This window comes from Pantoea sp. X-Soil-TKNS-1279 (assembly GCF_059730565.1).
The window spans coordinates 2812384-2837758 of record NZ_AP035948.1; the positions used below are offsets into that span (position 1 = coordinate 2812384).

The following is a 25375-nucleotide window of genomic DNA, read 5'->3' on the forward strand; positions in this document are numbered from 1 at the left end:
ATGCTAAGTGCTCTCCCAAAAACACGAATCAGCAATTTCAAATCACTGATAAAAATGAGGTTTTAAAATGAGCGATTTTGCTGCACATATAACCCCTTTTGCTCTCAATGACTTGTCAAAGATTTCGTGCCAGGGGAAGTTCAGATAAACAGCGTGAATTTAATGCTTCACGTTCTTTATCTATCAACCAACCCCATTTATTAAAATAGCGTACAGCAGAAAAAATATGGTACATCAGAAACTTAACATCACGATATGAACGGCGCTGAGATTCATGAACGACCGTTGAATCAGGGCAATATTCAACCGGTAGAGCAGCTGCACAAACTCTTCGGCTGAGATCGACGTCTTCCAGATAGAGGAAAAAACGCTCATCGAATCCGCCAGTTTTCTGTAATGCCTGTCTACTTATCAGCATAAAACATCCTGATAGTGAAGGGGCAAAGAAAGTGCGGTTATAGTCAGCATGGCGCAATTCATAATCCTGATTCATCTTCACCGCCATGGTAGATCCAAAACGCCGCATAAAGAGTTGCCAAGGTTTCGGCAAAAGCTTGCACCCATGTTGCAAACTTCCGTCTGGATAAACGACTTTTGGAATCGAAAGGCCCGTATCGCGTTGCATACTGAAGGAATACAGTTGGTCAACTTGTCCGGGTGAAAATGAAATATCTGGATTGCAAATGAGTGTATAGTCAAAACCCTGACTGAACTTTTGAAATACAGCATTGTGCCCACTACCGAAGCCACGATTTACAGCCAGCCTGATGACTTCAACTTTTGGATGAGATAGTTCATCTAACCAAATGCAATATCCGCCGTTATCAACGATGCAAATTTTATCGATACTTTCCTCGGAAAATAACGATTCTAGAGTTTTTTTAATATCAGCCTGAGTATGGCGATATAAAACTAATGAAGCAATAATTTTCACTGAAACACCCGTTAGTTACATACGGTTCAATAGCGCGTAAGACAGAGTGGTCAGCATGCCAGCGAACTGTTGATGATAAACACCGGACCGGATAAGCAAGCGTAAACGTTCGAATAAGGTATTATCGCGGATGGCAACAAAGTCATTAAATCTGCGTTGGTTATTAGTCGTCATCTGATGGCCTATCAAATTTAGCATGGCAATATTAATATCATTCCACATTGCCTTGCGTCCATGATGCGCTTTCCTAAAATTGTCGATGCGCGTCATCAAAGCCATTCCATTGCCAATAACATTGTTATCATGCTGACGATATAAGACCGTAGGTTCTGGTTCAAAGAAAACTTGCCCACCACAAGCCGTCACGACAAGATATAATGCCCAGTCATGTATTACCATCGGTCCATTCGAGACATGCTTAAGTAATTCGCGTGCTTTATTGTTGAACACCATGGTATTACCACTGGCGAGATTTTGCAGCAATGCATTAGCAAAGGATGGCGGTTTAGTATAGGCCGGGGAGAACCCTATTTCCTTGCCATAAGTATCAATAAGCTTGGTTCTGCCACAGTATAATGCCGGAGTATCATCAGGAATTGAGTCAAGCCATCTGACTGCACGTTCTAGTTTATGCTCTAACCAGACATCATCCTGATCAGAAAATGCATAATAAGATGCCTTGATCTCTTCATTGTTGATTAATGAAGCAAAATTATGGCAAACACCTTGTCTCGGCCCCTCCAGTAAGATCACCGGTTGTGGAGAGACTTGTGAGAAATTTTTAATTAAACGCTGAGAGCCATCTACCGAGCCATCATCAGCAGCCCACAACGACCAATTGCTGTAAGTTTGACGTTGGTATGAACTAAGCTGCTCATTGATAAACTGAGCACCGTTAAAGGTGCCCAGTAAAATGGCAACAGAAGATGAAAACTTATTATTCATGGCTTCTTGAAATAATCGGCAAATTTCATAGTTTGATTTCGGGAACTGGCCCAAGAATCAAAATTTTCAATTTGCCCAAATAGAGGATTATTACGCCAGCTATCATTGGTCACTAAATCAATCATAGGTTGTGCTAATTGCAATGGTGAGAACCGCACATTCAGACGTTCACAGAAAGTGAGAAAGTCATGTGTAAATGAAGCGAGCCCATGATTCAGACTGGATATAATTTCGTTATGATTCTTAGCCTTTGCACGTCCAACATCAGCAACTGGCAACACTCTATTATGGACTGGGTTGTAGCCGATGATGGTAGCGTGAGGAGCAGAGAAAAACAGTTCGACTGCCATTCTGTTCTCATAAATTTTATCTACAACTTGTGAATTGACAGAATCGTTGCTGACCAAAGCCTTCATAACATGTTTGTATTCGCGACGTTTTTTTTCTGCTGTGTTTGCCAGACAAAAATAGTAACCCACGACTTCAACATCCATGAATGTCTTGATAATTTCTTCGAAGGCTTCTTGAGTTGTCCCACTCCAGCCAACATCGACCATACCAATTTTATCACCTGGTTTAATACCCAACTCACGCAGATACATAAACAGGCCGCGGCGATTTTGCTGACAAATTTTGAGTATTTCTACACGATAGGCTGCTAAAAATTTACTTATCAGATCATAGTTATCTGGCGCAATTATTGTGCCAGAAGGAATGCCAATGGCATGCATGACTTCGTCATCAGGTGGTTCAATACCTATCCTCTCCAGTAATTCTCCTGGAGAAAGCCCATCGGCTCCCGACATTAAGAAAGGAATATGACTGGTAAAATTCTGCTCAGTCATCAATGCCAGATTGAAAGCAATCCTCGATCCCATGAAATAATCAAAAGATGGTAATTTATCCTTAAAGTACTCTTTGGCAAGATGTTCCAGAGAATAACCATCACGCGAAATAAAGAGTAACTTAGTGATACCATCGGAGATACACTGCAGCTCAATCCAATTCAAGAATCCCCACGTAGCTGGTGCTTGAAACTTATAGCCAAGCTCACTGAAACTTCCGACGGGTGCAATCTCTTCGGAACGAGTACGATGAAGGCCATTAACAATTGAGCTAACAAGGGACAGTCCTTTTCGCTTATTGATTAAATGTTCAGGATTGTAATGCCATGTCATTAGTCCTTTTTCGCCAGGACGGACAACATCGGCAGTTTGATTATCACCTATGTGTAAAATTTCATTAGGTTTTACAGCGAAATCACGAATGATGTTTTCGAAGATTTCACCTGTATCACGCTTAGTCGCATTCTGATCAGCAGAAATATAAAGTGGAACTTGCTTGATATTATATTTATCTAATGCATTTACAAAAAAACCCGCATCGAAATACATATCAGATGTTATAATAACAGTCTTTCCAGCAGTGATCATCTCGTTAAAAAAACCAATAACTTCAGGATTTGGTTCAATTAGTTCCAACTCGAGACAATATTCTGCTTGCTCTAATTCCAGGCGACGATAGCCGACTTCAGGAAAATTATTATAGATATTTTTAAGATTGATCTCTTTACGACCATCTTTAATCATTTCCCGAAATGCTTCAGTTTGTGCCTTACGCCTAAGCTGACGGAAGTTAGCAAAGTTATATTTAATCCCAACGATATCGAACGCATCTTCAGGATCTTCGATAGGTCTTAAAAACAGAGTATCAAAAAAATCAAAAGAAATAACCTTTGCATTTTTTGCAAGGTATCTCAACGTGTAAAGACTTTGCTCTCCCAGAGACTTATTAGATGTTATCATGTTATATACTTCCTTTATTTCATGATCTCGAAATTATATCCATTCGGTGATAGATTACGGTTAAAATAAGGGTCAAATTGATAGAACCCAGGATGCTTAATATTTAACCTATTTAATTCACCTTTTAGGCGCAATGCTTTTTGTTCATCAATATGGTCTACACCACGGGAGATTGATTCATGGTGAATTAAATTAACACTCTGACACATGACATTAAAATAGCCCTTCGAGCTGAGTGACATGCAGAGATCCACATCGTTATATGCAATAGGGAATGATTCATCGAAGCCAGAAACTGCATCAAATTTCTTCTTCTCAACCATCAAGCATGCCCCTGTTACAATCAACCAATTATATTCAATCTGATTGCGGAGGAAGTAACCAGGGTAATCCTTATGCTGACGCAAAAAGGCATGGCTGGGACCGTTTTGTAGATTCAAAACTCCAGCATGCTGAATGCTCTTACCATCAGGATAAAGTAACTTCGCACCCACAGCACCAACATGCTCTAATTGTGCGTAACCCGCCATACGCTCTAACCAATCTTCATGCAACACTTCAGTATCGTCGTTCAGGAATAGCAGAACATCACCAGCTGCATGTTTAACGCCGTAATTATTTAACTCCGAGAAATTAAAAGGAAAGTCATATCGTAAGACATTGATTTTTTCCTGATTATTTAACTCAGTTAGTAACTCAAGTGTTTGTTGGTCAATAGAACCATTATCTACAATAATAATTTCGTAATTCTGGTAGCTCGTCAGCTTCCTCAGCGAATCAATGCAGCGCCCAAGCACTTTAGAGTTGTCGCGCGTTGGTATGATTATTGAAATGAGAGGGTTATTGGTAGGCTGATAATTTAATCGGAAATACCCATGATAACCTGGTAATTCTTCAACTGTCCCCTTTTGTTGGCGACGAAGAAGCGCTTGTTCACGAACAGCCTTCGAGGCAGCAAGAACATAAGGTTTCGCAGTAATATCAGAAGCAATAGATGCTGGTATGATACGCCAGTGGTACAATACTTTAGGAATATGACTGATTTTATCGGTCATTTCCGATACGCGCAAAACAAAATCCCAATCCTGACATCCATCGAATTCAGAACGAAGCCCACCTAAACTCTTTGCCAGAGTCGTTCTGACACAAGAAACATGACAAGTGTACATTGTACTCATCATGGTATCTGGCGACCAATCAGGTTTGAAATGTGGTTGAGTATAATTACCTTCGGGAGTTAACTTATCCTCATCACTATATATAAAATCGGAGTTCTCTTCATTAATGCATTTTAATAGCTCAAACAGACAGTCATGTGTCAGTTCATCGTCATGATCAAGGAAGACAATATAATCACCGGTAGCATTATCAATCGCAGCATTTGTCGCTCCGGCAATCCCCTGATTTTCTTTTAAATGAACGATCTTAATTCTTTGATCATTTTCAGATGCCCTTTTAAGCGCAGGAACAATCTCAGGTTGTGGGCTCGCATCATTGGCAAGAATTAACTCCCAGTTTCCATACCATTGATTCCTTACAGAAGATACCATTAATTCAAACAGTTCCAGCGGAGTATTATAAATAGGAACAATGATTGAAAACTTTGGCTTCTGAGAAAGACTCTCCACAATGTCATCATAATAGAAAGGTTTCTTAGCCGGGATATAGATATATTCGTCCGGTGAGACTGAGAGGCTGTAGCCAGATTTTGCATCGTGATTGATAAAAACAGGGTTAGCATAAGGAACACCGGATGTCGATCCAACTACCGAGTTAAATTCAGGGTGATGCGTAAATCCTCGAGGATAAAGTTTCATCGCAACAGAAAGTGCTTTGTGGCGATATTTAAACGGTAACCGATAGTAACCCGCCCGCACGAGACGTCTTGCAGTTGTCTTCATAGTACGAAACAGACCATTATTAGTAATATGGCGCTTTAAATTTTTTATATTTAAACCAACTTTTACCTTCATAGATTGAAGTAATCTAAAGCCGTACATAAATATCCGTTTTAGTGGCGCACGGAATCGAACAGGCACACGACGCCCAACAACGCGAAGTGGTGATGTCAGTCTCCAACTAAACGAATTAAGTACAGCCTGCATATCTGCATGATATTGCCCCAACAGGCGTTGTTGATTTGCATTCTCAGCCGCAAATGACTGACTAATTAGTTCTAATTCTTTCTTTTCAATTTCTAGTGCTGCAATTGTCTCAGCAAGCTCTGCCAGTTGTCGATTTTTATTGTATAGATCCAGAGATAGTTCACCATTGTAATCCTCTGAATTGGCAACAACTGTATTGAGCTTCTCAACCAACCTGGCTGATTCAGCTTGAGCGGCTTCGAGTAAATTTATATTAACTAATTTCTTCGCGCGAATGACTAAATTTAATGATTTCAGCGTTTCGTAAATTTTATCTTCATCATCAAATTGAACACGACCAAGAAAACTAGCTTCTTTGCGAAGATAAGTGTCAAATTCTGACTTATCAAGGTTAAAACCCATGTCGTTCATTAAGATATGGGTCAATTCAGAAATGTTTGCAGTTGGGCAAAAATCACTATGGCTTAATGATGTAATTCGCAATAATGAATGAAAAATACCACGAAAGACTATATAACCCAGAGTTGGGAAATTACTATTCCATTCAAGATCAAAAAAGTGATACTCACCTGATTTTGGCGATATAATATTGAATGGCAATGCATCCTGATACGAATCAGGTAAAACAATATTTGCGTCGAAGTGAACAGGTAAATTTGCACTACTCAGGAGTTGATTAATCCACTCTTTTGCCCATGCAGCAATCTGAGCGACTTCCCAGTTAGGCCGATTTAGTAAGTTTGTTAGTTCTAACCATAATGAATTTCCTTGGTAGAACTCACTGATATCCGTTGATTCCGAATTATCAGTCTGAATTCCTTCACGATCTTTTTTGCGTGTATGTACCCGTAGACCACCATCATCATGACGTACAAATTCTATAGTTTTACTAAACTCAGCTAACCGAGTGTCAGAATAATGAATAGCAGCCACATCATCTAAAAGTGGAACTTGTTCTTGCTTAGCTGTAATCATCAGAAATGAATTAGCAAGCGAAGCAGCCAAATTATTATTCCAGACGTTCCGCGTGCCCTGTTCTGCTGAAAAAATATGCTCAAATGCCAGTTGTTGATCTTTATGAATACTCTCAACCGCAAGTTGACTAAGCTCAGGTGAATAATCGCGCCAACCCACAGGCGTTACCATTGAAGTAGGTAGCTTATAGTCAGGTAAAGGCAGAAATTCTTGGGTGTGAATAAATCCAGCAGAATGTAATTTTTCAATTAATTCCAGACGTCCAAATGTCACCACGCTATTATTGGTATAGGAATTGTTAATTCCAAACATTGGTTGATTTACATGATCTTCATGTGCACCAGAAAAATATTTGATACCAATTTTGTTTTCTATGGCGACAAAAAGTTTACCGTCATCATTCAAGCGACCGTAACATTCTGCTAATAGAGTATCTTCGCCATTTGGTCCGACAAATACCCGTGAGTATTCGAGCACGCCAATAAGCATGACAAAGTCAAATTTACCCAAATCAGGTAACTTATCGGCCGGATTGCAGATGATTTCTACATTATCGAGCTCACGACAACGCTCTCTTGCTATAGTAGCCCGCCTGAAGCTACCCTCTACTGATACAACCTGAGCGCCACATTCTCCAAGAAAACGGCTAATAGCCCCACAGCCACAACCAATCTCAAGAATTCTTTTACCCTGGAATAACTGGCTAAATGGGCGTAATAGATTAGCTCTTCGTGGGCTTAAATGGTAAATTGATGGCCAATCTACCATTTTTTCAGCTAACTCATCAGAATTAACACTCAAATCCGCAGCATTAGATACTACATTTAAAATATAATTTTCTGCTTCGTCACCATCGTTATAACCGAACTCGACCATTTTCTCTGGAAACCAAACACCTTTATCGTCCTTTTGGCGAAATCCAAATTGTTTTAATACTTCGTAAATATCAGTTTTCAAAGTTAATTCTCGCATTCAGATCAGCTAGTCCTGTAAATGTTTTGACAGGCCCTGAAGTAATATGTATAGAGTCATAACGACGGTCGTGAGGAATAATTTCACCCGCAGTATTACTACTGGCAATCCCAACTGAAATAAAATAGTCGCCTTCAAACAATCGATTATTCATTTTTACAGACACAATGATTTCAGTACCAACGACACCCTCATCAATAATAGGCTCTGATTGCCATTCTGAATTGGTATTATAGACGGTGATACCTTCTTTGGTCTTAACCGCAAAGCCAAAAATGGGGCGGAAAACAGTACTATTAAAACGAACTTTGAAAGCAATAACACATTCTTTACCAGGCTCAAGAATGGGGGGATAAACTGAACTATTTTGTTCAAGAAAGAAATCGACGATCTCAGCTGCTTTATCACCCCAACGATACTCTGTAGGGTTATAATTTGGCCTTTCGCTATAATTACCCTTCAGCAGCGAGTTGAACTGACTTTCTTCTGATTTATTATCAATCTCTCTTGCAAGGCGTTCTCGCTCCCCTTTTGCAGCTTCCTGAATTTGCTCGTCAACTCTTTGCCTCTCATCATTACCACCGTTCTTCTTACCGAACAGAATATCAAGATATTGATTAACAATATCTTTAGGTTTCCCTACTGCCTGAGCAACCCCGCTCTCCAGCAATACTGCCCTATCACAATGGGTCACTATCTGTTCAGTAGCATGAGAAACAAATAATATGGAAGTTCCATCTTCTTTTAATTTCTTCAGGCGAGCAAAGCACTTAGCCTGGAATTTAGCATCACCAACCGCCAGTGCCTCATCAACAATCAGAATTTCTGGGTCTATCTGAGCCTGTACTGCAAAAGCCAGGCGAACCAACATTCCGCTAGAATAGGAACGAACCGGTGAATCGATAAAACGACCAATATCTGCAAAAGAGAGAATATCATCTAATTTATTAGATGTTTCCTCCTTGGTTAACCCAAGTAAGGAAGCATTAAGATATACGTTTTCTCTACCGGTAAAATCGCTATTAAAACCAGCTCCCAACTCAAGGAGCGCAGCGACGCGACCATTAACATTGACACTGCCAGTTGAAGGGCTCAAGGTACCGGCAATAATCTGCAACAGTGTAGATTTCCCTGAACCATTCCGTCCTACAATCCCCATCGTTTGTCCTTTTGGCAGGACAAATGAAATATCACGAAGCGCCCAAAAATCTTCGTGATAGACTCTGGCATTCTTACCTAATGCCCGGTCAATACGGGGGAAAATAAATTGCTTCAACCGACGAGCTGGATTTTCATATACCTGAAAGCATTTGCTTACGCCATGGATTTCAATTGCATTTTCTTTAGAGGACATCTGCAAAGCCTTTTCGTGTTTTCTGGAACCAGACAAAACAAAGCCACATCAAGCAAACAGCACCAATAGAATAAATTGCTAACCCCTGAAAATCTGGTAACTTACCCCAAATTAATACATTCCTTGCCTGCTCAATAATAAATGTTAACGGGTTAAACATTATAATTGTTTGGAATTCCTTGGGGAGCGCACTAACCGGATAAAAAATCGGTGAGAGAAACATCAGTATCATAGTGATGATAGCAATTGTTTGACCTACATCTCTAATAAAAACGCCAAGTGAAGAAAGGAACCAAGAGAACCCAAGGGCTACAATAATCAATGGGAAAAAGACTAAAGGAATAAATACAATAGTCCAATGTACAAAACCGTTGAAAATTACAAATGCCACAAGCAATACCAGCAGACTGATTAACGAATGGAAAACCACACCAGCCAGGCTGGTAATTGATAGTATCTCTAACGGGAAAACCACTTTTTTGACATAGTTTACGTTTGCTATGATCAATGTTGGAGCGCGCATCAATGTTTCGGCAAAAAGAGTATGCACTATCAGACCAACAAACAGTATAACGGCAAAGTCTGTTTTAGACTCCCCAGCCGAACCGGTTCCCCATCGGGCCTTGAATACGACAGAAAAAACAAAAGTATACACTGTCAGCATTAACACAGGATTAATAAAGGACCAAAGCAATCCCATAATAGAGCCTCGGTACCTGCCAGTGATTTCTCGTTTCGTCATCTGAAATATCAGATTTCGATTCGTGCATATGCTTTTCAGTAACACGAGAATCGATGAAGATTTTGTAGAATGCGGGTCCATTATAAATCCATTAATTTAATACCAGATATCTGTAAACTATAACTAGCTTTACTTGTTTTGAGTCTGTTTAGGAAAGCCTCTGTAAAACGAATGTTCATGAGACTTCCATCATTTTACTCAGATAAGTTCAGAAAGCAGTTTTCCACATTTATCTTTTTCAGAAAGCAGCGGGGCATCAATAGGCCACTCAATGCCAACTGCCGGATCGTTCCACAACAAACAACCTTCACTGGTTGGATCGTAATAATTAGTACATTTATATTCGAAATCTGCAAACTCAGAAACCACGACAAAACCGTGTGCTAAGCCAGGTGGTATCCAAAACTGAGTTTTATTTTCCTCTGAAAGATAAACGCCAACCCACTGTTTGAATGTGGGAGAATCCGGGCGAATATCTACTGCCACATCAAACACCTCACCTCTGACGACTCTTACAAGTTTTCCCTGCGGATTTTCACGCTGGAAATGCAACCCGCGTAACACCCCTTTCGAGGAACGGGAGTGGTTATCCTGAACGAAATCGCCATTGATATTCAATGCTGACAGGTAGCGCTCTTTCTGATAAGTCTCAAGAAAAAAGCCACGCTCATCGCCAAATATTTTTGGCTCAATAATTTTTACATCTGCAATTTTCGTGTCAATAATCTTCATACTAACTTGCCTTCATACAACGCCATCAGATATTGGCCATATTTATTCTTCATCATCGGTTCGGCCAGCGATTTTAATTTTTCTCTTTCAATGAAGCCCATCCGATAAGCAATTTCTTCCGGACATGCGACTTTCAAGCCCTGGCGCGTTTCGATGGTTTGAATGAAGTTATTAGCTTCAATCAGGCTTTCATGCGTCCCGGTATCCAGCCAGGCATGCCCGCGTCCCATGATTGAAACCTGAAGTTCACCTTTTTCAAGATAGAGATTGTTGATATCCGTAATCTCCAGTTCACCACGCGGTGATGGTTTGAGATTTTTGGCCATTTCAACAACACTATTGTCATAGAAATACAGACCGGTTACAGCATAATTGCTTTTTGGCTCTTTAGGCTTCTCAACTAATGAGATTGCCTTGCCATTTTTATCAAACTCAACAACACCGTAACGCTCTGGATCATGGACATGGTAAGCAAATACGGTCGCGCCTTTCTCTTTATTCGAAGCTTCTTCAAGCTGTTTATAAAGGTCATGTCCATAAAAAATATTGTCGCCTAGAATCAATGCGCAATTATCTTCACCCACAAAATCCTCGCCAAGGATAAAGGCTTGAGCAAGGCCATCCGGGCTTTCCTGAACTTTGTATTGCAAGTTCAGACCCCATTGGGAACCATCGCCAAGAAGACTTTCGAAACGAGGAGTATCTTGCGGAGTACTGATAATTAAAATATCGCGAATACCCGCTAGCATCAGAGTACTTAGCGGATAATAGATCATCGGCTTATCATAAATTGGCAGCAGCTGTTTACTTACAGCCATTGTCACAGGATAAAGGCGTGTTCCTGATCCACCAGCAAGAATTATTCCTTTTTTACTTTTCACAACGTTTACCCTTCATTTGTTATCTGACTTCACTCGTCTCAATTGTAGAGCTCATCAAGCATACGTTTAACACCAAGTTTCCAATCCGGCAGATTAAGCTTAAAGGCGGAGGTGAACTTTTCAGTGTTGAGTCTTGAGTTTAATGGTCGTTTAGCGGGGGTCGGGAAGGCAGAGGTTTCAACCTTGTTCACGACTTCAACTTTTAACGGCAGACCCTTTTGCTTCACATAGTCAATCACTGTTTCAGCATAGGCGTGCCAGGTTGTGATACCCGAAGCAATAAGGTTATAAATTCCCGACTTTTCAGGATCTGTTAACGTGAGTCGAATGGCATGAGCTGTGCAATCCGCAATTAACTCAGCACCCGTTGGGGCACCATATTGATCATCAATAACAGATAATGCTTCTCTCTCCTGAGCGAGCCGAATCATGGTTTTCGCGAAGTTGTTGCCTTTCGCTGCATATACCCAGCTGGTGCGGAAGATAAGATATTTGGCAGCAGCAGCAATAATCGCCTCTTCACCCTCGCGCTTGGTCAATCCATATGCATTCAAAGGTGCGGTGCTATCCGTTTCCTTCCAGGGGGTCGTGCCACCACCATCAAAGACATAATCGGTTGAGTAGTGAACCACTAAGGCATCAATTTTATTAGCCGCTTCTGCCATTGCTTTCACGCTGATCGCATTTACCAGACGCGCTTTTTCAACTTCACTCTCTGCTTTATCTACAGCGGTATAGGCTGTCGCATTGACAATCACATCAGGCTTAATTTTCAGAATACTTTCTGCAATACCTGTTGGATTCTCAAAATCACCGCAGTAATCAACAGAATGACGGTCAAGTACCATGACATTACCCAAGGGCGATAACGCACGTTGCAGTTCCCAGCCGACCTGGCCATTTCTACCAAATAGCAAGATATTCATTATTTGCGATTCTCATAGTTTTCTTTTAACCAGTTCTGGTAAGAACCGCTTTTGACATGCTCTACCCAGGTTTGATTGTTCAGATACCACTCAACCGTTTTTCTCAAACCACTCTCAAAAGTTTCCTGAGGCGACCATCCCAGCTCTTTCTTGATCTTATCGGCATCGATCGCGTAACGGCGATCATGGCCCGGACGATCCTGAACATAGACAATCTGTTCCGCATAGGCCGTATCTTTTGGACGCAACTCATCAAGCAGCTCACACACCTTCAATACCACATCGAGATTTTTCTTTTCGTTATGTCCACCGATGTTGTAGGTAGTGCCTGTCGCCGCTTTGGTCACTACGGTATAGAGCGCGCGGGCGTGGTCTTCAACATACAGCCAGTCGCGAATCTGGTCACCCTTGCCATAAATCGGCAACGGTTTGCCTTCCAGCGCATTGCTGATAATCAGGGGAATCAATTTTTCCGGGAAATGATAAGGACCATAGTTGTTTGAACAGTTGGTCACGATTACCGGCAACCCATAAGTACGGCCCCAGGCACGCACTAAATGATCGCTGGCGGCTTTGGTCGATGAGTATGGGCTGCTTGGTGCATAAGGGGTGGTTTCGGTGAAGAGTGGCAGTTCACCCGCCATTTCATCCGGGTGCGGCAGGTCGCCATAAACTTCGTCAGTCGAAATATGATGGAAGCGGAAGGCGGCTTTCTTTTCGGCAGGTAAAGCAGACCAGTATTGACGGCTTGCTTCCAGTAACGCATATGTCCCGACGACATTGGTCTGGACGAATTCCGCCGGTCCGGTAATTGAGCGGTCGACATGACTCTCGGCCGCCAGATGCATCACCGCATCCGGTGCAAATTCGTTAAATACCGCCTGTAGCGCAACGCCATCACATATATCAACTTTTCTAAAGTTATAGCGCTCGCTCTGGCTGACTGCATCAAGAGATTCGAGATTGCCGGCATAGGTTAATTTATCAACGTTAATCACTTCATCATTCGTATTGTCGATAATGTGGCGAACCACAGCTGAACCGATAAACCCTGCACCACCTGTAATTAAGATTTTCATAATGTCTCGTTTATCCCGACTTACTCAGTAAGACTAACACCAATTGAAATGGAAAATGCCTGTGCAACAGGCACGCTACCGCCCCTGGGTTTACAGCTCCCACGTAGCTGAGACAGAGTCAAAATGTCGAGACGGCGCTTCAAAATTATTCAAAGCTATCTTTCTGAAAAATCGCTCATTTATCAATGAAATTAATAAAGGAGGATTATCATTAAACCGTTATGAATTCTACCACCCACGCAGATCAATGACGAATGAATTGCAATTTTCAACGGGTAGTTAGTGTAAATATTGACCGTCGCACAGGGAGCAAGATGGTTACTGAGTCACAAAACCAACTCAATCAGATTTTGATGAAAGAGGGATGAAGACACGGCGGGGAAAATGGGAAATGGGCGGGCTAAACAGCCCGCCAACAGATGAAAATTACTTAAACCCATTCGGGTTCTTTGACTGCCAGTTCCAGGTATCGCGCATCATCTCATCGATACCCCGAGTCACGCGCCAGTCCAGCTCGCTATTCGCCAGCGAAGCATCCGCCCAGAATGCAGGCAGATCGCCGTCGCGACGCGGCTTAAACTCAAACGGAATCTGCTTACCGGAAGCCTTTTCAAACGCGTTGATCATCTCCAGCACCGAGAAACCTTTTCCGCCGCCGAGATTATAGGCTTTATACCCCGTCACTTTTGGCAGATGGTCGAGCGCTTTCAGATGGCCTTCGGCCAAATCCACAACATGGATGTAATCACGCAGGCAGGTGCCGTCAGGCGTATCGTAGTCATCGCCAAACACGCCCAGTTTGTCGAGACGACCGATGGCGACCTGAGCAATGTACGGTAACAAATTATTCGGAATGCCGGTTGGATCTTCACCAATCTCACCCGATTCGTGCGCACCTACCGGATTGAAATAACGCAGCGCAATCGCATTGAAGCGGTTATCCGCTTTGGCGAAGTCGCGCATCACCAGTTCAATCATCAGCTTTGAAGTGCCATAGGGGCTGGTGGTGCCGCCAATCGGGGTGGTTTCCACATAAGGAACCGGTGCATCAGCGCCATAGACCGTCGCTGAAGAGCTGAAGATAAAGTTCCATACACCCGCGCTACGCATCTCTTCCAGCAACACGACGGTGCCTGCCACGTTATTCTCATAGTATTCCAGCGGCATACGGGTCGACTCCCCCACCGCCTTTAACGCAGCAAAGTGGATGACAGCCGTAATTTCATTGGCGGCGAACAGATCGCGCAAGCACGCACGATCGCGAATATCACCTTCAACAAACACCGCCTTTTTGCCCGCCAGCTTTTCTACGCGGTTAATCGCTTCGCGCGAGGCATTGCAAAGGTTATCAAGGACTACAACGTCGTCACCGCGCTGCAACAGCGCCAGCACCGTGTGAGAGCCAATGTACCCCGCCCCACCCGTTACCAAAATAGCCATGCGTACTCCTTTAAGCCGCGCAACCGCGCGGCACATGATGAAAAGGGTTATTTCGCCAGGATTTTCTGAATAGCAGCGCGGAAGTCACGGCCCTGGCTGTTGTTACGCAGGCCGTAAGAGACGAATGCCTGCATGTAGCCTAGTTTACGGCCACAGTCGAAGCTGGTGCCAGTGAGCAGCGTCGCATCTACCGGTTTTTTCTTGCCGAGGGCGGCAATGGCGTCAGTCAGCTGGATACGTCCCCAGGCACCCGGTTCGGTGCGTTCCAGTTCAGCCCAGATATCGGCAGAGAGGACATAGCGACCTACCGCTGCGAGGTCAGAATCCAGTGTGTTAGCCTCTTCCGGCTTCTCGACAAAATTGGTGATAGTGCTGACGTCACCTGGGTTATCCAGCGGCTGTTCAGTGGTGATCACGGAGTATTCAGAAAGATCGGCACCCGGCATATGTTTTGCCAGTACCTGGCTGCGACCGGTTTCCTCAAAGCGTGCCACCATTGCGGCAAGGTTATAGCGCAGGTGATCGGCGGTGGAGTCGTCCAGCAGAACATCCGGCAATACCACTACAAATGGGTTGTCGCCAATCATCGGGCGAGCGCACAGAACCGAGTGGCCTAACCCCAGTGGGTTTGCCTGACGCACGTTCATGATAGTTACGCCCGGAGGACAAATCGATTGCACTTCGCTCAGCAGCTGACGTTTAACACGCGCTTCAAGTAACGCTTCCAGCTCATAAGTGGTGTCAAAGTGGTTTTCCACTGCATTTTTGGAAGCATGAGTGACCAGCACAATCTCCTTGATGCCTGCAGCCACGCACTCATCAACGATATATTGGATCATCGGTTTGTCGACGACAGGCAGCATCTCTTTCGGAATGGCTTTCGTCGCAGGGAGCATATGCATACCGAGACCCGCAACCGGGATTACAGCTTTAAGCTTGGTCATATTTATTCCATTTCATGAAGTGAATACGTGGGGTCGATTATGCAGGATCGGCCGGAACAGCAAGTATAATCTTTATCTGAAAAACCGGCACTAACTCTCTGTCACAGCATAAAAAAACGCTTTTTTCGGCACCCACCGATGCGCCAGTTGGCAGGAAAATTAAATCGCTAAACCACTGTAAAACAGCAGAAGGGATCAGAGAAAGTCAGATTTAATAAGACCAGTCATTTTCAGACAGATCGTGAGGTCGCGGCGCGAAAAATCGCGCCGCCAGATTACAGCCAGCCCGCAAACCATTCCGGCATCACGAACAGGTTGAAATGGTTAACCAGCAACATCAGGCCGACAAATACCACTGAGACGGAGACCCACTGACGGGCATAAGGCATAAAGCGGATGCCAATCACCGGCTTGATGAAGAACGGATGGGCAAAAGCCGAGATCAACACCTGAGAAATCGATAACGTCAGCGCCACATAGATGACGTTCGGCCAGATCAAGGTGGTCGCCAGTACGGCCACCACCACCAGGCTGGCAACGATATTCCAGTAGAACTCGACGTTGGTCCGTCCATTGGCCTGAGAAATTGCGCCGGTCAGGCCGCCCATCGGACGCAGCATGCCAAACAGCAACATCAGCGGGATCAGATGGTAAACCTGCTCATGGGAAGAGCCGTACAACACCCGGACAATCACCGGTGACAGAATGCCAATCGCCAGGTACATCACACTGCTGAACAGCATGATGACAAAGGTGCCTTTCAGGAACAGTTTCTTCAACTGCTCAGGATCGTGCTGTTTCTCGGCAAAGCGCGGTAATGCCAGACGGTTGATTACCGGTGAAACCAGCTTCAGCGGTTGCAGAATCAGCTCTTTAGCCAGCGAGTAAATCCCCAGCATATCGGCCCCCATCACCTTACCCACAATCAGCGCATCTGCCTGGGTACGCAGTTGGTTGATGGTTTGCGATCCCAGTTGATAGATACCGTAGCGCACCGCCGCAATGAAGGTTGCCCGGTCAAATTCCCAGGTTGGCCGCCAGGATTTTTCACCGAAGTAAATCATGCAGAGAATACGCGTGAAGGCTGCGATGAACAGACCGAGGATCGCCGCGGCCACCGTCAGCGTGGTGAAATACAACATCGCCACGGTACACAGGAAGGCAAACAACTTGGTGACCATCTCAATCTTCGCCAGCGTCACCATGCGTTTGGTTTTGACAAAATGCGCCTGATATTGCGACAGATGCCCCAACACGAGGAAGTTCAGGCTGGTGAGCATAATCAGCCCGGTCAGCTCCGGCAGATGGTAGAACCAGGAAACCGGCCAGGCAATTATCAACATAATCAAACCGGTACATAAACTGAGCGAGACGTTAACCCAATAGATGGTGCTCTGCTCACGGCGTGTAATGTCCTGACGGTGCACGAGGTAACTGCTCATGCCCATGTCCTGCAACACCGAGGCAACCGCCAGAATGGCGTTAATGATCGCCAGTAATCCCAGCTCATGCGCCTCCAGCTTACGCGCCAGGACGCTGAGTTGTAACACCTGCAACACCGCAGCAAAACCGGTGCTGCCGAGTAACCAAATAGCTTGCGACTTTAATCCGCTCACACTATGCGCTCCAGAATCTTGGCCAGCTCGCCATAGGCGATATGTTGATTAAACTCGGTTTCCACTTTATGGCGCGCAGCGGCAATTACCGGTGCAACGTCCACATCCCCGCGCGACAGGCGTAATAACGTTTGCGCCAGCTCATCGGGATTGTTCTCAGAAACCAGCCAGCCGCTTACGTTATTCTGTATCAGCTCGGGGATACCACTATGGAAGGTGGAGACAACCGGCAAACCTACTGCCATCGCCTCCATCAGCGCCACCGGAATTCCCTCCATATCGCCATCCGCCGCCGTTTTAGACGGCAGCAAAAAGATGTCTGCTTCGTTCAGCGCCTGGCGAATCTCGTCCTGTGGTTTAAAGCCCGGCATGCTGACGCAATCTTCCAGGCCTGCGCGCGCAATGTGCTCACGCATCATGCCGTCCTGCTCACCGTTACCGATAATGGTGAACTGGAACTGACCGCCCTGATCACGCAGGATTTCACTGGCTTTCACCGCCACATCCAGCCCTTTTTTCTCGGTCAGACGTGCCACGGAGACAATGCGCAACGGCGAATGAAAAGCGGCACGCGGGCGGAAATTAAACTTTTCTGGCTCGATGCCCATGCGCGTAACATGAATTTTCTCCGCCGGGCAGCCCATCTCAATTAGCTTGTTCTCCCACAGATGGCTGATAGGTAGCATCAGTTCGCTCTGGCGGAACAGATTGACGTAATCCAGCTTGTGTTCCTCGAGGATATGACGACGTGAGATGTCGGCACCGTGGAACACCGTAGCCTGCTTGCCTTTCAGTACGCCAAGTTCACGCAATTTATTCGCCAGCGCCCCGGCATAGCCGAAATGCACCAGGAAGACATCGGCGACAAAAGGTTCTCTGGTATTGGCGACAATCGCCGGCAGCAGCAGTTTGCTGGACTGTGCGCCATAGCGGCGCACATTGAGGGATTTGATCAGCGAGGGCTTGGCAAGTTTCGGCAGCATCAATCCGATACGCTGCGTAAGCTTATCGAGATTCGATACTTTCTCCTCCGGCAACAGATAATGTGTTTTCGCCGCCAGATTGTAATCATCGAACGCGGCATGACGGTTAATCATGTCGCCCGGAAACACGGAGATCACCTCCACGTCATAACCGGCATCGATAAAATGCGTCACCTGATTGAGGACAAACGTCTCAGAGGCAACCGGAAAACGCATGGTGAAAAAGGTCAGCTTCATCACTTCACCCTAAGACGTTAAGAATTTCTTCAGTGATTCGGTTACCAATCTCACGTTCCTGTGCCACTGCTGCGTCAACTTTCTGTTTCACGTTGTCGTAATCCGCCAGTACGGTATGTACCTTATCGATGAGTGAGCCATCCATCAGGCTTTTCACATCGGTCGCCATTTGCGGCAGGCCAAGCTGGTTCATCACACCCAGCGACTTGTGCTCATAATTGATGGCGACGGCAGGGGTACCGAAATTCATCGAGATAATGGCGGAATGCAGGCGAGTGCCGATCGTCAGATGGCAATGACTTAATAATATGCCGAGTTCGAGGTCGTTGAATTCGTCCATAATCACATGATAATGCTCAGGATGATCGACGCGATCGCGCAACTGTAGCGCCACCATGCGGTCATCTTTGGCATAACTGTCGATGCCGGTACAGGTCGAGAAAGCCACCACCTGATAACCCTCGGCGATCATCGCGTTAATCACGCGACCAAACGCGGCTTCATACTCTTTCTGCGTCACGCCAAGACGTTTGTCGAACGGTGCCAGCTCACGCACGGTGATGGCTATCGTTTTGCGCGCGCTGATAATCTCTTTCCAGTGCAACAGGTTATGACTGGGGTTCGCTACTGCGCGGGCCTTAACCAGAAAGGCGGTGTCGACGCCCTTTTTCACCCTGCTGGTGGTCACGCCATCTTGCTTCAGGCGATCGAGGCTCACCTCTTCACGCAGCACAAGGCTATCGACACGGTCAAATACGAAGTTCGCCAACGCATTCACCCGCGGATTTTCAAACGGCCCGACCGAATGGCCGATCATATGTAGCGGTTTTTTTGCCATCAGCGCACACAGCGCATGATCGAACTGCGTCACCCCATACAGATCGACAAAGAAAGAACCGCCAACCTGAATAACGGCGTCATAAGAGGCAAGACTTTTGGTGAATTCAGCCAGATGAGGCGGCACGGAGAACGATTTATACAGCCCACCTTTGCCGAGGTGCGCCATCATAATCTCCGGCATCAGTCGGTTTGCAACTTTACGCTTGACGCTGCCCACCAACCCTTTTGCTGATTGGCTGTTGTGCAGAAACAGGGAATCCTGCTGAATCTCATGCTGCAACAAATATCCGGAGCTGGTTGGATAACGACTGATAACGTCAATATCCAGATCACTACGCGCAGACTGAAGCGAATCGATCAGTCCACGTAAAATCGCGCCATCCCCACGATTTCCACAGGTATGGTTACCCACCAATAAAATCTTCATAAAAACTCCAGATAAATTTTTGTAATTCTACAAACCGCCATTTCCTGAACTGGCAAAGTGAACTCTGTAAAAAGACTGCAATAGAGGCGAAACGCCCGGAAAAGACCTGCTGCTGGCTTGTCGGCCGCGTCCCGGTGCGGCCGGTTTAATCATCATGACTTGATAGCGAAATACGGCAGTGCGCACGGCTCCCCATTAATCACCACGGAGACATACCCCTTTGGCTCGCGCGTATCGACCTGCTCGGGTTTGAGCGGGCGTGACGCCATCAATAAATCGCCCTGTTCATTGCCGCCAATTCCTGCTTTACCGTTATGCAGACTGAAACGCTGCGGAGCGGGCTTGCTGCCGCTGGACGGTTTGCCCTGCGTCATGCTGGCATCCACCCTGGCGCAACGACCGGCGAGGAAGCGATCCTTGCCGGTGCTTTTGATCAGCACGGCGGTGGTCGGCGTCCAACCCGCCAGTTTGACGAACACTTTGGTGTCGGTATCGGTGCGTGGTTCAAAGCGCACCTCTACCACGGGTGAACTGCCTTCAGCCGACCAACTGGCTTCAGCCTTATTGGTCTTGCGTTGCAGATGGATCACCGCCCTGCCGCCGGTCCCTTTACCGTCGATTGGGTTCATCAGCGGCTGATTGTCGGTGCCATTGCTAAACTGCGACTGACCAAAGACTTCAATTTCCCAACTGTCGCCCACCGTCGGCGAGTAGAAGTTGCCCAGCTCAAACCAGGTTTCCTGATTGGTGTTGTTGGTCAGTCGAAAGCGTGAGGTGATGTAGTTGTATTTCAGGCTGCCGTCGATGGCGACGCCGTAAGACTCAACCCGCGTGGAACCCATCTCCCAGATATTCAGCCAGCGTTCGCCTTCGAGCGAGTTGTCGATCCAGCTTCCGGCCTGCAAATTGGTCTGACGCATATTCAGCCGCGAGTTATGGGCGATCAGCGGGTTCTTACAATCCTCAAGACTCAACGCATCAATGATCCATTGCCCGTTGGAAATATCACCCGGATGTTCGGTGTGCTCTATCCAGCCGTTGTGAATAATCGACTGGCTGCAACGCGGCAGATTCAACACCATGCCACCTTTACAGTGCTGAGCATTAAAGTTGGAAAGCTCAATGGCAGTGCTGTGATCCCAGTTACCGGCTTTCTGCCCAGACCAGCTGGCTTTGATCACATCGCCGGTACAGGCGTTGGCATACCACTGGTCAATTTTGCAATCCAGCGTATCGAGCAGACTCAGCGAGACGCCACCCACCTGGTTAAAGCGCAGACAGGCACCACGGAAGAACTGCCCCCCCGGACAGGTGTTGCGGAACAGTCCCTGCTTGTTCGGGCGTTTGTCAGTGTTGCCGTTAAAAATCAGGTTAGAGATTTCGGTCCAGCGCGCATTCACCTGGAACAGGAAGTCGGAACGTCCGTCAGATACCAGCGTGGTGGCCGGAAAGTAGCCAAAGTTGACCATCGCACCAGAGATGCGGAAGAAACGCTGCTGCTGGTCGCCAAAATCGCAGCCAGAAACAAAGAACGTGCCCGCCGGGAACTGCACGCATATCGGTTGATTCGCATCCTGCGACCATTGATACATCGCTTTGATGGCAGGCGCAGTATCGGTTTTGCCGTCGGCTATCGCGCCGAAATCAAACAGCGTCAGGCGATTAAAATCGTCCACCACACGACGCCAGGTAAAACCCTCACCGGCAAATATCACGCCGCTATCGTCTTTACCCGCGCCAAACGCACCAACAAACTCACCGCCCCCCACTTCCAGCCCTTCATGCCAGCTTTTCAGCTTGATTTTGGCACCGGCAAACAGTGGGCGGGTTTTTCGCAACTCCTCCACCGACGGGATCTCGCCAATCAGCTGATAACCGTTCGGCTGCGCCAGACGCTGGCTGAAATTGCTTTGGTTCGGGCGGCTAACGTCATCAATGGAGAACAACGTGTTGCCATTGCTGTCCTCCACCGCCATTGAATGCGCAGGATCGGCAATCAATGCGGCATTATCGTGAATAAATTGCGCAAAGTTGCCCTTATTCAACGCAATCGGCTGACTAATCTGGGACACTTTTCCGCTGGCGTCACGCAGATAAACCGGGATTTGATTCCCCGCTTTACTGGCATCGCTGCCCGCTTTACCAATCCACAATTTGCCCTCGAAGTTATGCCAGAACTGCGGCGGCATGGTGTAAACATTTTCCGGGGTGAGAATCGGGACATCCCCCTGCGGTACGCTGGAGGGATCCACCGTTTTCAGCGCCGGCTGGCCACTTTTTGCTGCGTAGCTGGAAAACGCACTCACCGAGAGTGCGGCAACAATGGAGGAGGCTGCGGTTTGCAAGACTTCTCTTCTTTTCATGCGTCAAATTCCGTGGTCAATAGGCGGTGAAAGTATCCCCGAGGCACGACAATCGTTACGGCTTGCTAAACAAGCGCCAGCCAGCTTTGTTTGATCTGTTTACCGTCAAACTTCAGCGCAGTGTCTTTGGTTTTTTCGCTCATGGCATAGAACAGGGCATCGTTGCTGGCGAGCTGATCCATGCGTGCCAGGAAGGTGGCTTTATCGTCCATCGGCACCAGGAAACCATCTTCGCCCTGATTGATGATCTCCTGCGGTCCGGTCGGGCAGTCATACGCCACCACCGGTAACGACCAGGATTTGGCTTCCAGCAGCACCAGCGGCAGCCCTTCATAGCGCGAGGTCATCAACGCCATGTCACTGTCACGGTAGTAATCGTTGATGTTGCTGACTCGGCCGACAAAATTGACGCTATCGTTAAGACCCAACTGTGTCGCCTGCTCCTGTAACGACTGGCGCAGTTCACCGTCGCCAGCAATCACCAGCTTCCACTCCGGGTGGGTTTTGCTGAAATCGGCCCAGATATCCAGCAGCAAATCGAAGCCTTTCTGGTGTTCAAGACGGCCAATGGCCAGCGCCTGGCGACTGCGTGCATTACGCTGGAATGATTTGTACACCACCGGATTCGGGATCTGCTGGCTGGGAATGTTCCAGCGGCTGAACACCTGATGATCTTTGTCGGTCAACACAATCACCTGGTCATAGAAGCGCAACAGCAGCCATTTCAGCAGTTTGATCGGTTTACTGAATGAGTTGATGGCGATGTGTTCACAGGCATACGCCTTGAAGCGTTTTTTCTTCATCGACATCAGATTCCAGAAGGCAAACATCACGCTGAGACGCCCCATGCTGATCAGGAAAACGCTGTCGAATCCCTCCTGCTGGATACGCGCCACCGCACTTTTAATCGGATTTTTATGCCCGGCGAAACTGACGATCTCTTTCGCATGGGTGAATGGATAGAACGGCTTACCACTGCCCTCCAGCGAATACACGGTGACATCATGCTGCTCGCCGAGACACTCGGACATAAAGTTGCAGATGTTTTCCGTCCCCGCGTACGAATAGGCATCCTTAATCACCAGAACAATCTTTTTCATGAAACGCTTTCCACCTCAAACGTAAATGATGCCAGCTATTAACGATGCTTCAGGGTGAAAAGCACACCATTCACCATATACCAGCCGTAATAGTAATAAATTTTTAAGGGATTGTTTTTATAGATAATTCTTAATAATTCCAGATGCCATTTCGCTGCTTTGTTTTTATTACGAGACAGCGAATCGCCCAATTCGTAATAGTTCACCAGCGTTTTCTGGATCACCCTGGCTTGCCTGTAGCGGAGAAACAGTTCGTAGAGGAACAGGAAATCTTCATGGCCTTTACGCTGGAAGAAGATGCCCTGCGGGGGACGGCGGAAACAGACGGATGAGAAGCAGACGCGATACTGCTTCTTCACGAAGTTTTCCTGTTGCAGATAGGGTTTGCTGTAGTTGATGTCGTGATCAGCGCTTTGGGTTTTGTAGTGATAATGGGTAATGACGAAATCGTCACCTGCCGCCAGCGCGGCGACCTGCTCCGCCAGTTTTTCCGGGTGCCACTCATCATCACTGTCGAGAAACGCAATGATCTCTTCCTGCGCGGCGCGCAACCCGACATTACGGGTTTCTGCGGCCCCGAGGTTCATCTCATTATCCAACACCGTGATGCGCGCATCCTGGCAGTGCTCACGCACCAGCGCCAGTGAGTCATCGGTCGACTTATCGTTGATGAGGTAGATGTGCCAGTCGCTATAGCTTTGATTCATTACCGACTGCACGGCACGCAAAATGGTCTGACGTGCGTTATACATCGGCATGACAATGCCAATGGTGCCAACATGATTTTTCATCTGAATACCCGTGAGAGGAGATGACAGGAACCAAAAAATGCTCCAGAGATCGGAGCCAATAAATACGCAATCAAGAAACGGCTCTGCTGCCGAAAAACCGGGCTTTCACCTTATCCATCAGGCGGCTGAGAAAGTAGGCCTGGTTGTCCTTGTTGGTCAGGAAGAAGTAGCGCGCAAAACTGAGGCTCGCCTGCAATGAATTGCCATCCATTTTGTAGCGCAGTGGCAACTTGAACGCTTTGTAGGTGTGGATATCACGCGCAGTCAGGTAGGGTTTCATGGTGTCGAGCCAGAAGAAGGAGTATTTCACCGACTCCCCTTTATGTTTCGAACCGAATTTGGTCACCAGATGGTAGGTCGCCAGCGGCTTATCGATCATCACAAAGGCATAACCCATGCGATCGGCGCGGATGCAAAAGTCGTAATCCTGATGGCGGATATAACGGGCATCAAACTTGATCTTTTCAGCATCACCACGTCTCAGCACGATGGTACTGGTCTGAATAAAGCCATAACAACCAAACAGATATTCAGCCACCGTCTCTTTTTTGCCCGGCGGCTGCATCGGCATGACTTTCAGGAAACTGCCATCCTGATGGATGTTTACCTGGCTAAAGATGACATAGCGGGATTTGCCCTGCGCCTCAAGGCTGGCGATGGTGCGGCTGACTTCCAATAGCTTGTCCGGATGCCACTCGTCATCCGCATCAAGGAAGCTGATAAAATCACCCGTGGCAAGTTCAATGCCCTTATTACGCGCACCCGCACCGTTCAGTTTGACGTCCGACAGTTCCAGCCGGATATCCAGGTCTTGATAGCGATCGCTACGTACCACCTGCGCCAGTTCAGTCGCATCGGCCGATTTGTCATCCACGATGATGACCTCAAAATTGCGATAGCTTTGCGCATTGACGCAATCCAGCGTGGTCACAATCGACTTCGACGCGTTATAGGCGGGAATTACAATTGAGAAACGGATGTCCTGCATTGCCAGCACCTCTTAAACAGCTGTTCCAGGGTTAACGGTAACCTCTGCGGGCTGAAGAGAGGAATTAGCTTTATTCCTAAAAATCATAGCGTTAGTTCCATTCTTCATTTGCAGATACGTACCATTACGGAATTACTTAAGCGTGTGCTGTGTGTAACGTCATGCCAGACGGCATGAAAAAAATGAACGGCATCAA

Annotated in this window: 19 protein-coding genes; all 19 read right to left on the reverse strand. The window is 46.5% G+C overall.

The window, feature by feature from the left end; all coding sequences use genetic code 11:
• Positions 1 to 115: 115 nt before the first annotated feature.
• A complete protein-coding gene (locus AC6I8N_RS13245) occupies positions 116 to 934 on the reverse strand; it encodes a glycosyltransferase (RefSeq protein ID WP_497829240.1) in 819 nt (272 codons plus the stop codon).
• Positions 935 to 949: 15 nt separating this feature from the next.
• The gene (locus AC6I8N_RS13250; protein ID WP_497829241.1) at positions 950 to 1879 is read right to left on the reverse strand and encodes a glycosyltransferase family 2 protein; all 930 of its coding nucleotides are present in this window, start codon (positions 1877 to 1879) and stop codon (positions 950 to 952) included.
• Complete coding sequence (locus tag AC6I8N_RS13255) at positions 1876 to 3684, reverse strand: HAD family hydrolase (protein WP_497829242.1); 1809 nt, start codon at positions 3682 to 3684, stop codon at positions 1876 to 1878. The genes AC6I8N_RS13250 and AC6I8N_RS13255 overlap by 4 nt, the downstream gene beginning before the upstream one ends.
• Positions 3685 to 3698: 14 nt before the next feature.
• Entirely contained in the window at positions 3699 to 7736 is a 4038-nt protein-coding gene (locus AC6I8N_RS13260) for a glycosyltransferase (protein WP_497829243.1), read from the reverse strand.
• A complete protein-coding gene (locus tag AC6I8N_RS13265; protein ID WP_497829244.1) occupies positions 7711 to 9090 on the reverse strand; it encodes an ABC transporter ATP-binding protein in 1380 nt (459 codons plus the stop codon). The genes AC6I8N_RS13260 and AC6I8N_RS13265 overlap by 26 nt, the downstream gene beginning before the upstream one ends.
• On the reverse strand, positions 9080 to 9916 hold the full coding sequence (locus tag AC6I8N_RS13270; protein WP_437180279.1) for an ABC transporter permease: 837 nt from the start codon (positions 9914 to 9916) through the stop codon (positions 9080 to 9082). Before AC6I8N_RS13270 ends, AC6I8N_RS13265 begins: the two co-directional genes overlap by 11 nt.
• Positions 9917 to 10030: 114 nt before the next feature.
• A complete protein-coding gene (gene rfbC / locus AC6I8N_RS13275) occupies positions 10031 to 10564 on the reverse strand; it encodes a dTDP-4-dehydrorhamnose 3,5-epimerase (RefSeq protein WP_208723994.1) in 534 nt (177 codons plus the stop codon).
• Entirely contained in the window at positions 10561 to 11445 is an 885-nt protein-coding gene (rfbA, locus tag AC6I8N_RS13280; protein WP_497829245.1) for a glucose-1-phosphate thymidylyltransferase RfbA, read from the reverse strand. Before rfbA ends, rfbC begins: the two co-directional genes overlap by 4 nt.
• Positions 11446 to 11483: 38 nt before the next feature.
• Positions 11484 to 12371 carry a dTDP-4-dehydrorhamnose reductase gene (rfbD, locus tag AC6I8N_RS13285; protein ID WP_497829246.1) on the reverse strand — a complete coding sequence of 296 codons (888 nt, stop codon included), beginning with the start codon at positions 12369 to 12371 and terminating at the stop codon, positions 11484 to 11486.
• Positions 12371 to 13450, reverse strand: coding sequence for a dTDP-glucose 4,6-dehydratase (gene rfbB, locus AC6I8N_RS13290; protein WP_497829247.1), 1080 nt, complete (start codon positions 13448 to 13450; stop codon positions 12371 to 12373). Before rfbB ends, rfbD begins: the two co-directional genes overlap by 1 nt.
• A gap of 426 nt (positions 13451 to 13876) precedes the next feature.
• On the reverse strand, positions 13877 to 14890 hold the full coding sequence (gene galE / locus AC6I8N_RS13295) for a UDP-glucose 4-epimerase GalE (RefSeq protein ID WP_021185968.1): 1014 nt from the start codon (positions 14888 to 14890) through the stop codon (positions 13877 to 13879).
• Positions 14891 to 14937: 47 nt separating this feature from the next.
• The gene (gene galF / locus AC6I8N_RS13300; protein ID WP_208723989.1) at positions 14938 to 15834 is read right to left on the reverse strand and encodes a UTP--glucose-1-phosphate uridylyltransferase GalF; all 897 of its coding nucleotides are present in this window, start codon (positions 15832 to 15834) and stop codon (positions 14938 to 14940) included.
• A 275-nt stretch (positions 15835 to 16109) separates the two neighbouring features.
• A complete protein-coding gene (locus AC6I8N_RS13305) occupies positions 16110 to 17450 on the reverse strand; it encodes a lipopolysaccharide biosynthesis protein (RefSeq protein ID WP_208723988.1) in 1341 nt (446 codons plus the stop codon).
• The gene (locus AC6I8N_RS13310; RefSeq protein ID WP_497829248.1) at positions 17447 to 18670 is read right to left on the reverse strand and encodes a glycosyltransferase; all 1224 of its coding nucleotides are present in this window, start codon (positions 18668 to 18670) and stop codon (positions 17447 to 17449) included. The genes AC6I8N_RS13305 and AC6I8N_RS13310 overlap by 4 nt, the downstream gene beginning before the upstream one ends.
• A 4-nt stretch (positions 18671 to 18674) precedes the next feature.
• Positions 18675 to 19937 carry a colanic acid biosynthesis pyruvyl transferase WcaK gene (gene wcaK, locus AC6I8N_RS13315; protein ID WP_021185972.1) on the reverse strand — a complete coding sequence of 421 codons (1263 nt, stop codon included), beginning with the start codon at positions 19935 to 19937 and terminating at the stop codon, positions 18675 to 18677.
• 152 nt (positions 19938 to 20089) lie between these two features.
• Positions 20090 to 22300, reverse strand: coding sequence for a phage tailspike protein (locus tag AC6I8N_RS13320; protein ID WP_497829249.1), 2211 nt, complete (start codon positions 22298 to 22300; stop codon positions 20090 to 20092).
• A gap of 65 nt (positions 22301 to 22365) precedes the next feature.
• The gene (locus tag AC6I8N_RS13325) at positions 22366 to 23400 is read right to left on the reverse strand and encodes a glycosyltransferase family 4 protein (RefSeq protein WP_021185974.1); all 1035 of its coding nucleotides are present in this window, start codon (positions 23398 to 23400) and stop codon (positions 22366 to 22368) included.
• A gap of 38 nt (positions 23401 to 23438) precedes the next feature.
• Positions 23439 to 24191: a glycosyltransferase family 2 protein gene (locus AC6I8N_RS13330; RefSeq protein ID WP_497829250.1), complete on the reverse strand. Its 753-nt coding sequence runs from the start codon at positions 24189 to 24191 to the stop codon at positions 23439 to 23441.
• A gap of 70 nt (positions 24192 to 24261) precedes the next feature.
• Positions 24262 to 25179, reverse strand: coding sequence for a glycosyltransferase family 2 protein (locus AC6I8N_RS13335; RefSeq protein ID WP_415174012.1), 918 nt, complete (start codon positions 25177 to 25179; stop codon positions 24262 to 24264).
• Positions 25180 to 25375: the final 196 nt, after the last annotated feature.

Coding starts and splice junctions, on each gene's coding strand:
- AC6I8N_RS13250 (WP_497829241.1), bottom strand. CDS start 1,879: ATGAATAATAAGTTTTCATCTTCTGTTGCCATTTTACTGGGCACCTTT.
- AC6I8N_RS13255 (WP_497829242.1), bottom strand. CDS start 3,684: ATGATAACATCTAATAAGTCTCTGGGAGAGCAAAGTCTTTACACGTTG.
- AC6I8N_RS13265 (WP_497829244.1), bottom strand. CDS start 9,090: ATGTCCTCTAAAGAAAATGCAATTGAAATCCATGGCGTAAGCAAATGC.
- AC6I8N_RS13335 (WP_415174012.1), bottom strand. CDS start 25,179: ATGCAGGACATCCGTTTCTCAATTGTAATTCCCGCCTATAACGCGTCG.
- rfbC (WP_208723994.1), bottom strand. CDS start 10,564: ATGAAGATTATTGACACGAAAATTGCAGATGTAAAAATTATTGAGCCA.
- galE (WP_021185968.1), bottom strand. CDS start 14,890: ATGGCTATTTTGGTAACGGGTGGGGCGGGGTACATTGGCTCTCACACG.
- AC6I8N_RS13320 (WP_497829249.1), bottom strand. CDS start 22,300: ATGAAAAGAAGAGAAGTCTTGCAAACCGCAGCCTCCTCCATTGTTGCC.
- AC6I8N_RS13260 (WP_497829243.1), bottom strand. CDS start 7,736: ATGCGAGAATTAACTTTGAAAACTGATATTTACGAAGTATTAAAACAA.
- galF (WP_208723989.1), bottom strand. CDS start 15,834: ATGACCAAGCTTAAAGCTGTAATCCCGGTTGCGGGTCTCGGTATGCAT.
- AC6I8N_RS13330 (WP_497829250.1), bottom strand. CDS start 24,191: ATGAAAAATCATGTTGGCACCATTGGCATTGTCATGCCGATGTATAAC.
- rfbB (WP_497829247.1), bottom strand. CDS start 13,450: ATGAAAATCTTAATTACAGGTGGTGCAGGGTTTATCGGTTCAGCTGTG.
- wcaK (WP_021185972.1), bottom strand. CDS start 19,937: ATGAAGATTTTATTGGTGGGTAACCATACCTGTGGAAATCGTGGGGAT.
- AC6I8N_RS13310 (WP_497829248.1), bottom strand. CDS start 18,670: ATGAAGCTGACCTTTTTCACCATGCGTTTTCCGGTTGCCTCTGAGACG.
- rfbD (WP_497829246.1), bottom strand. CDS start 12,371: ATGAATATCTTGCTATTTGGTAGAAATGGCCAGGTCGGCTGGGAACTG.
- AC6I8N_RS13325 (WP_021185974.1), bottom strand. CDS start 23,400: ATGAAAAAGATTGTTCTGGTGATTAAGGATGCCTATTCGTACGCGGGG.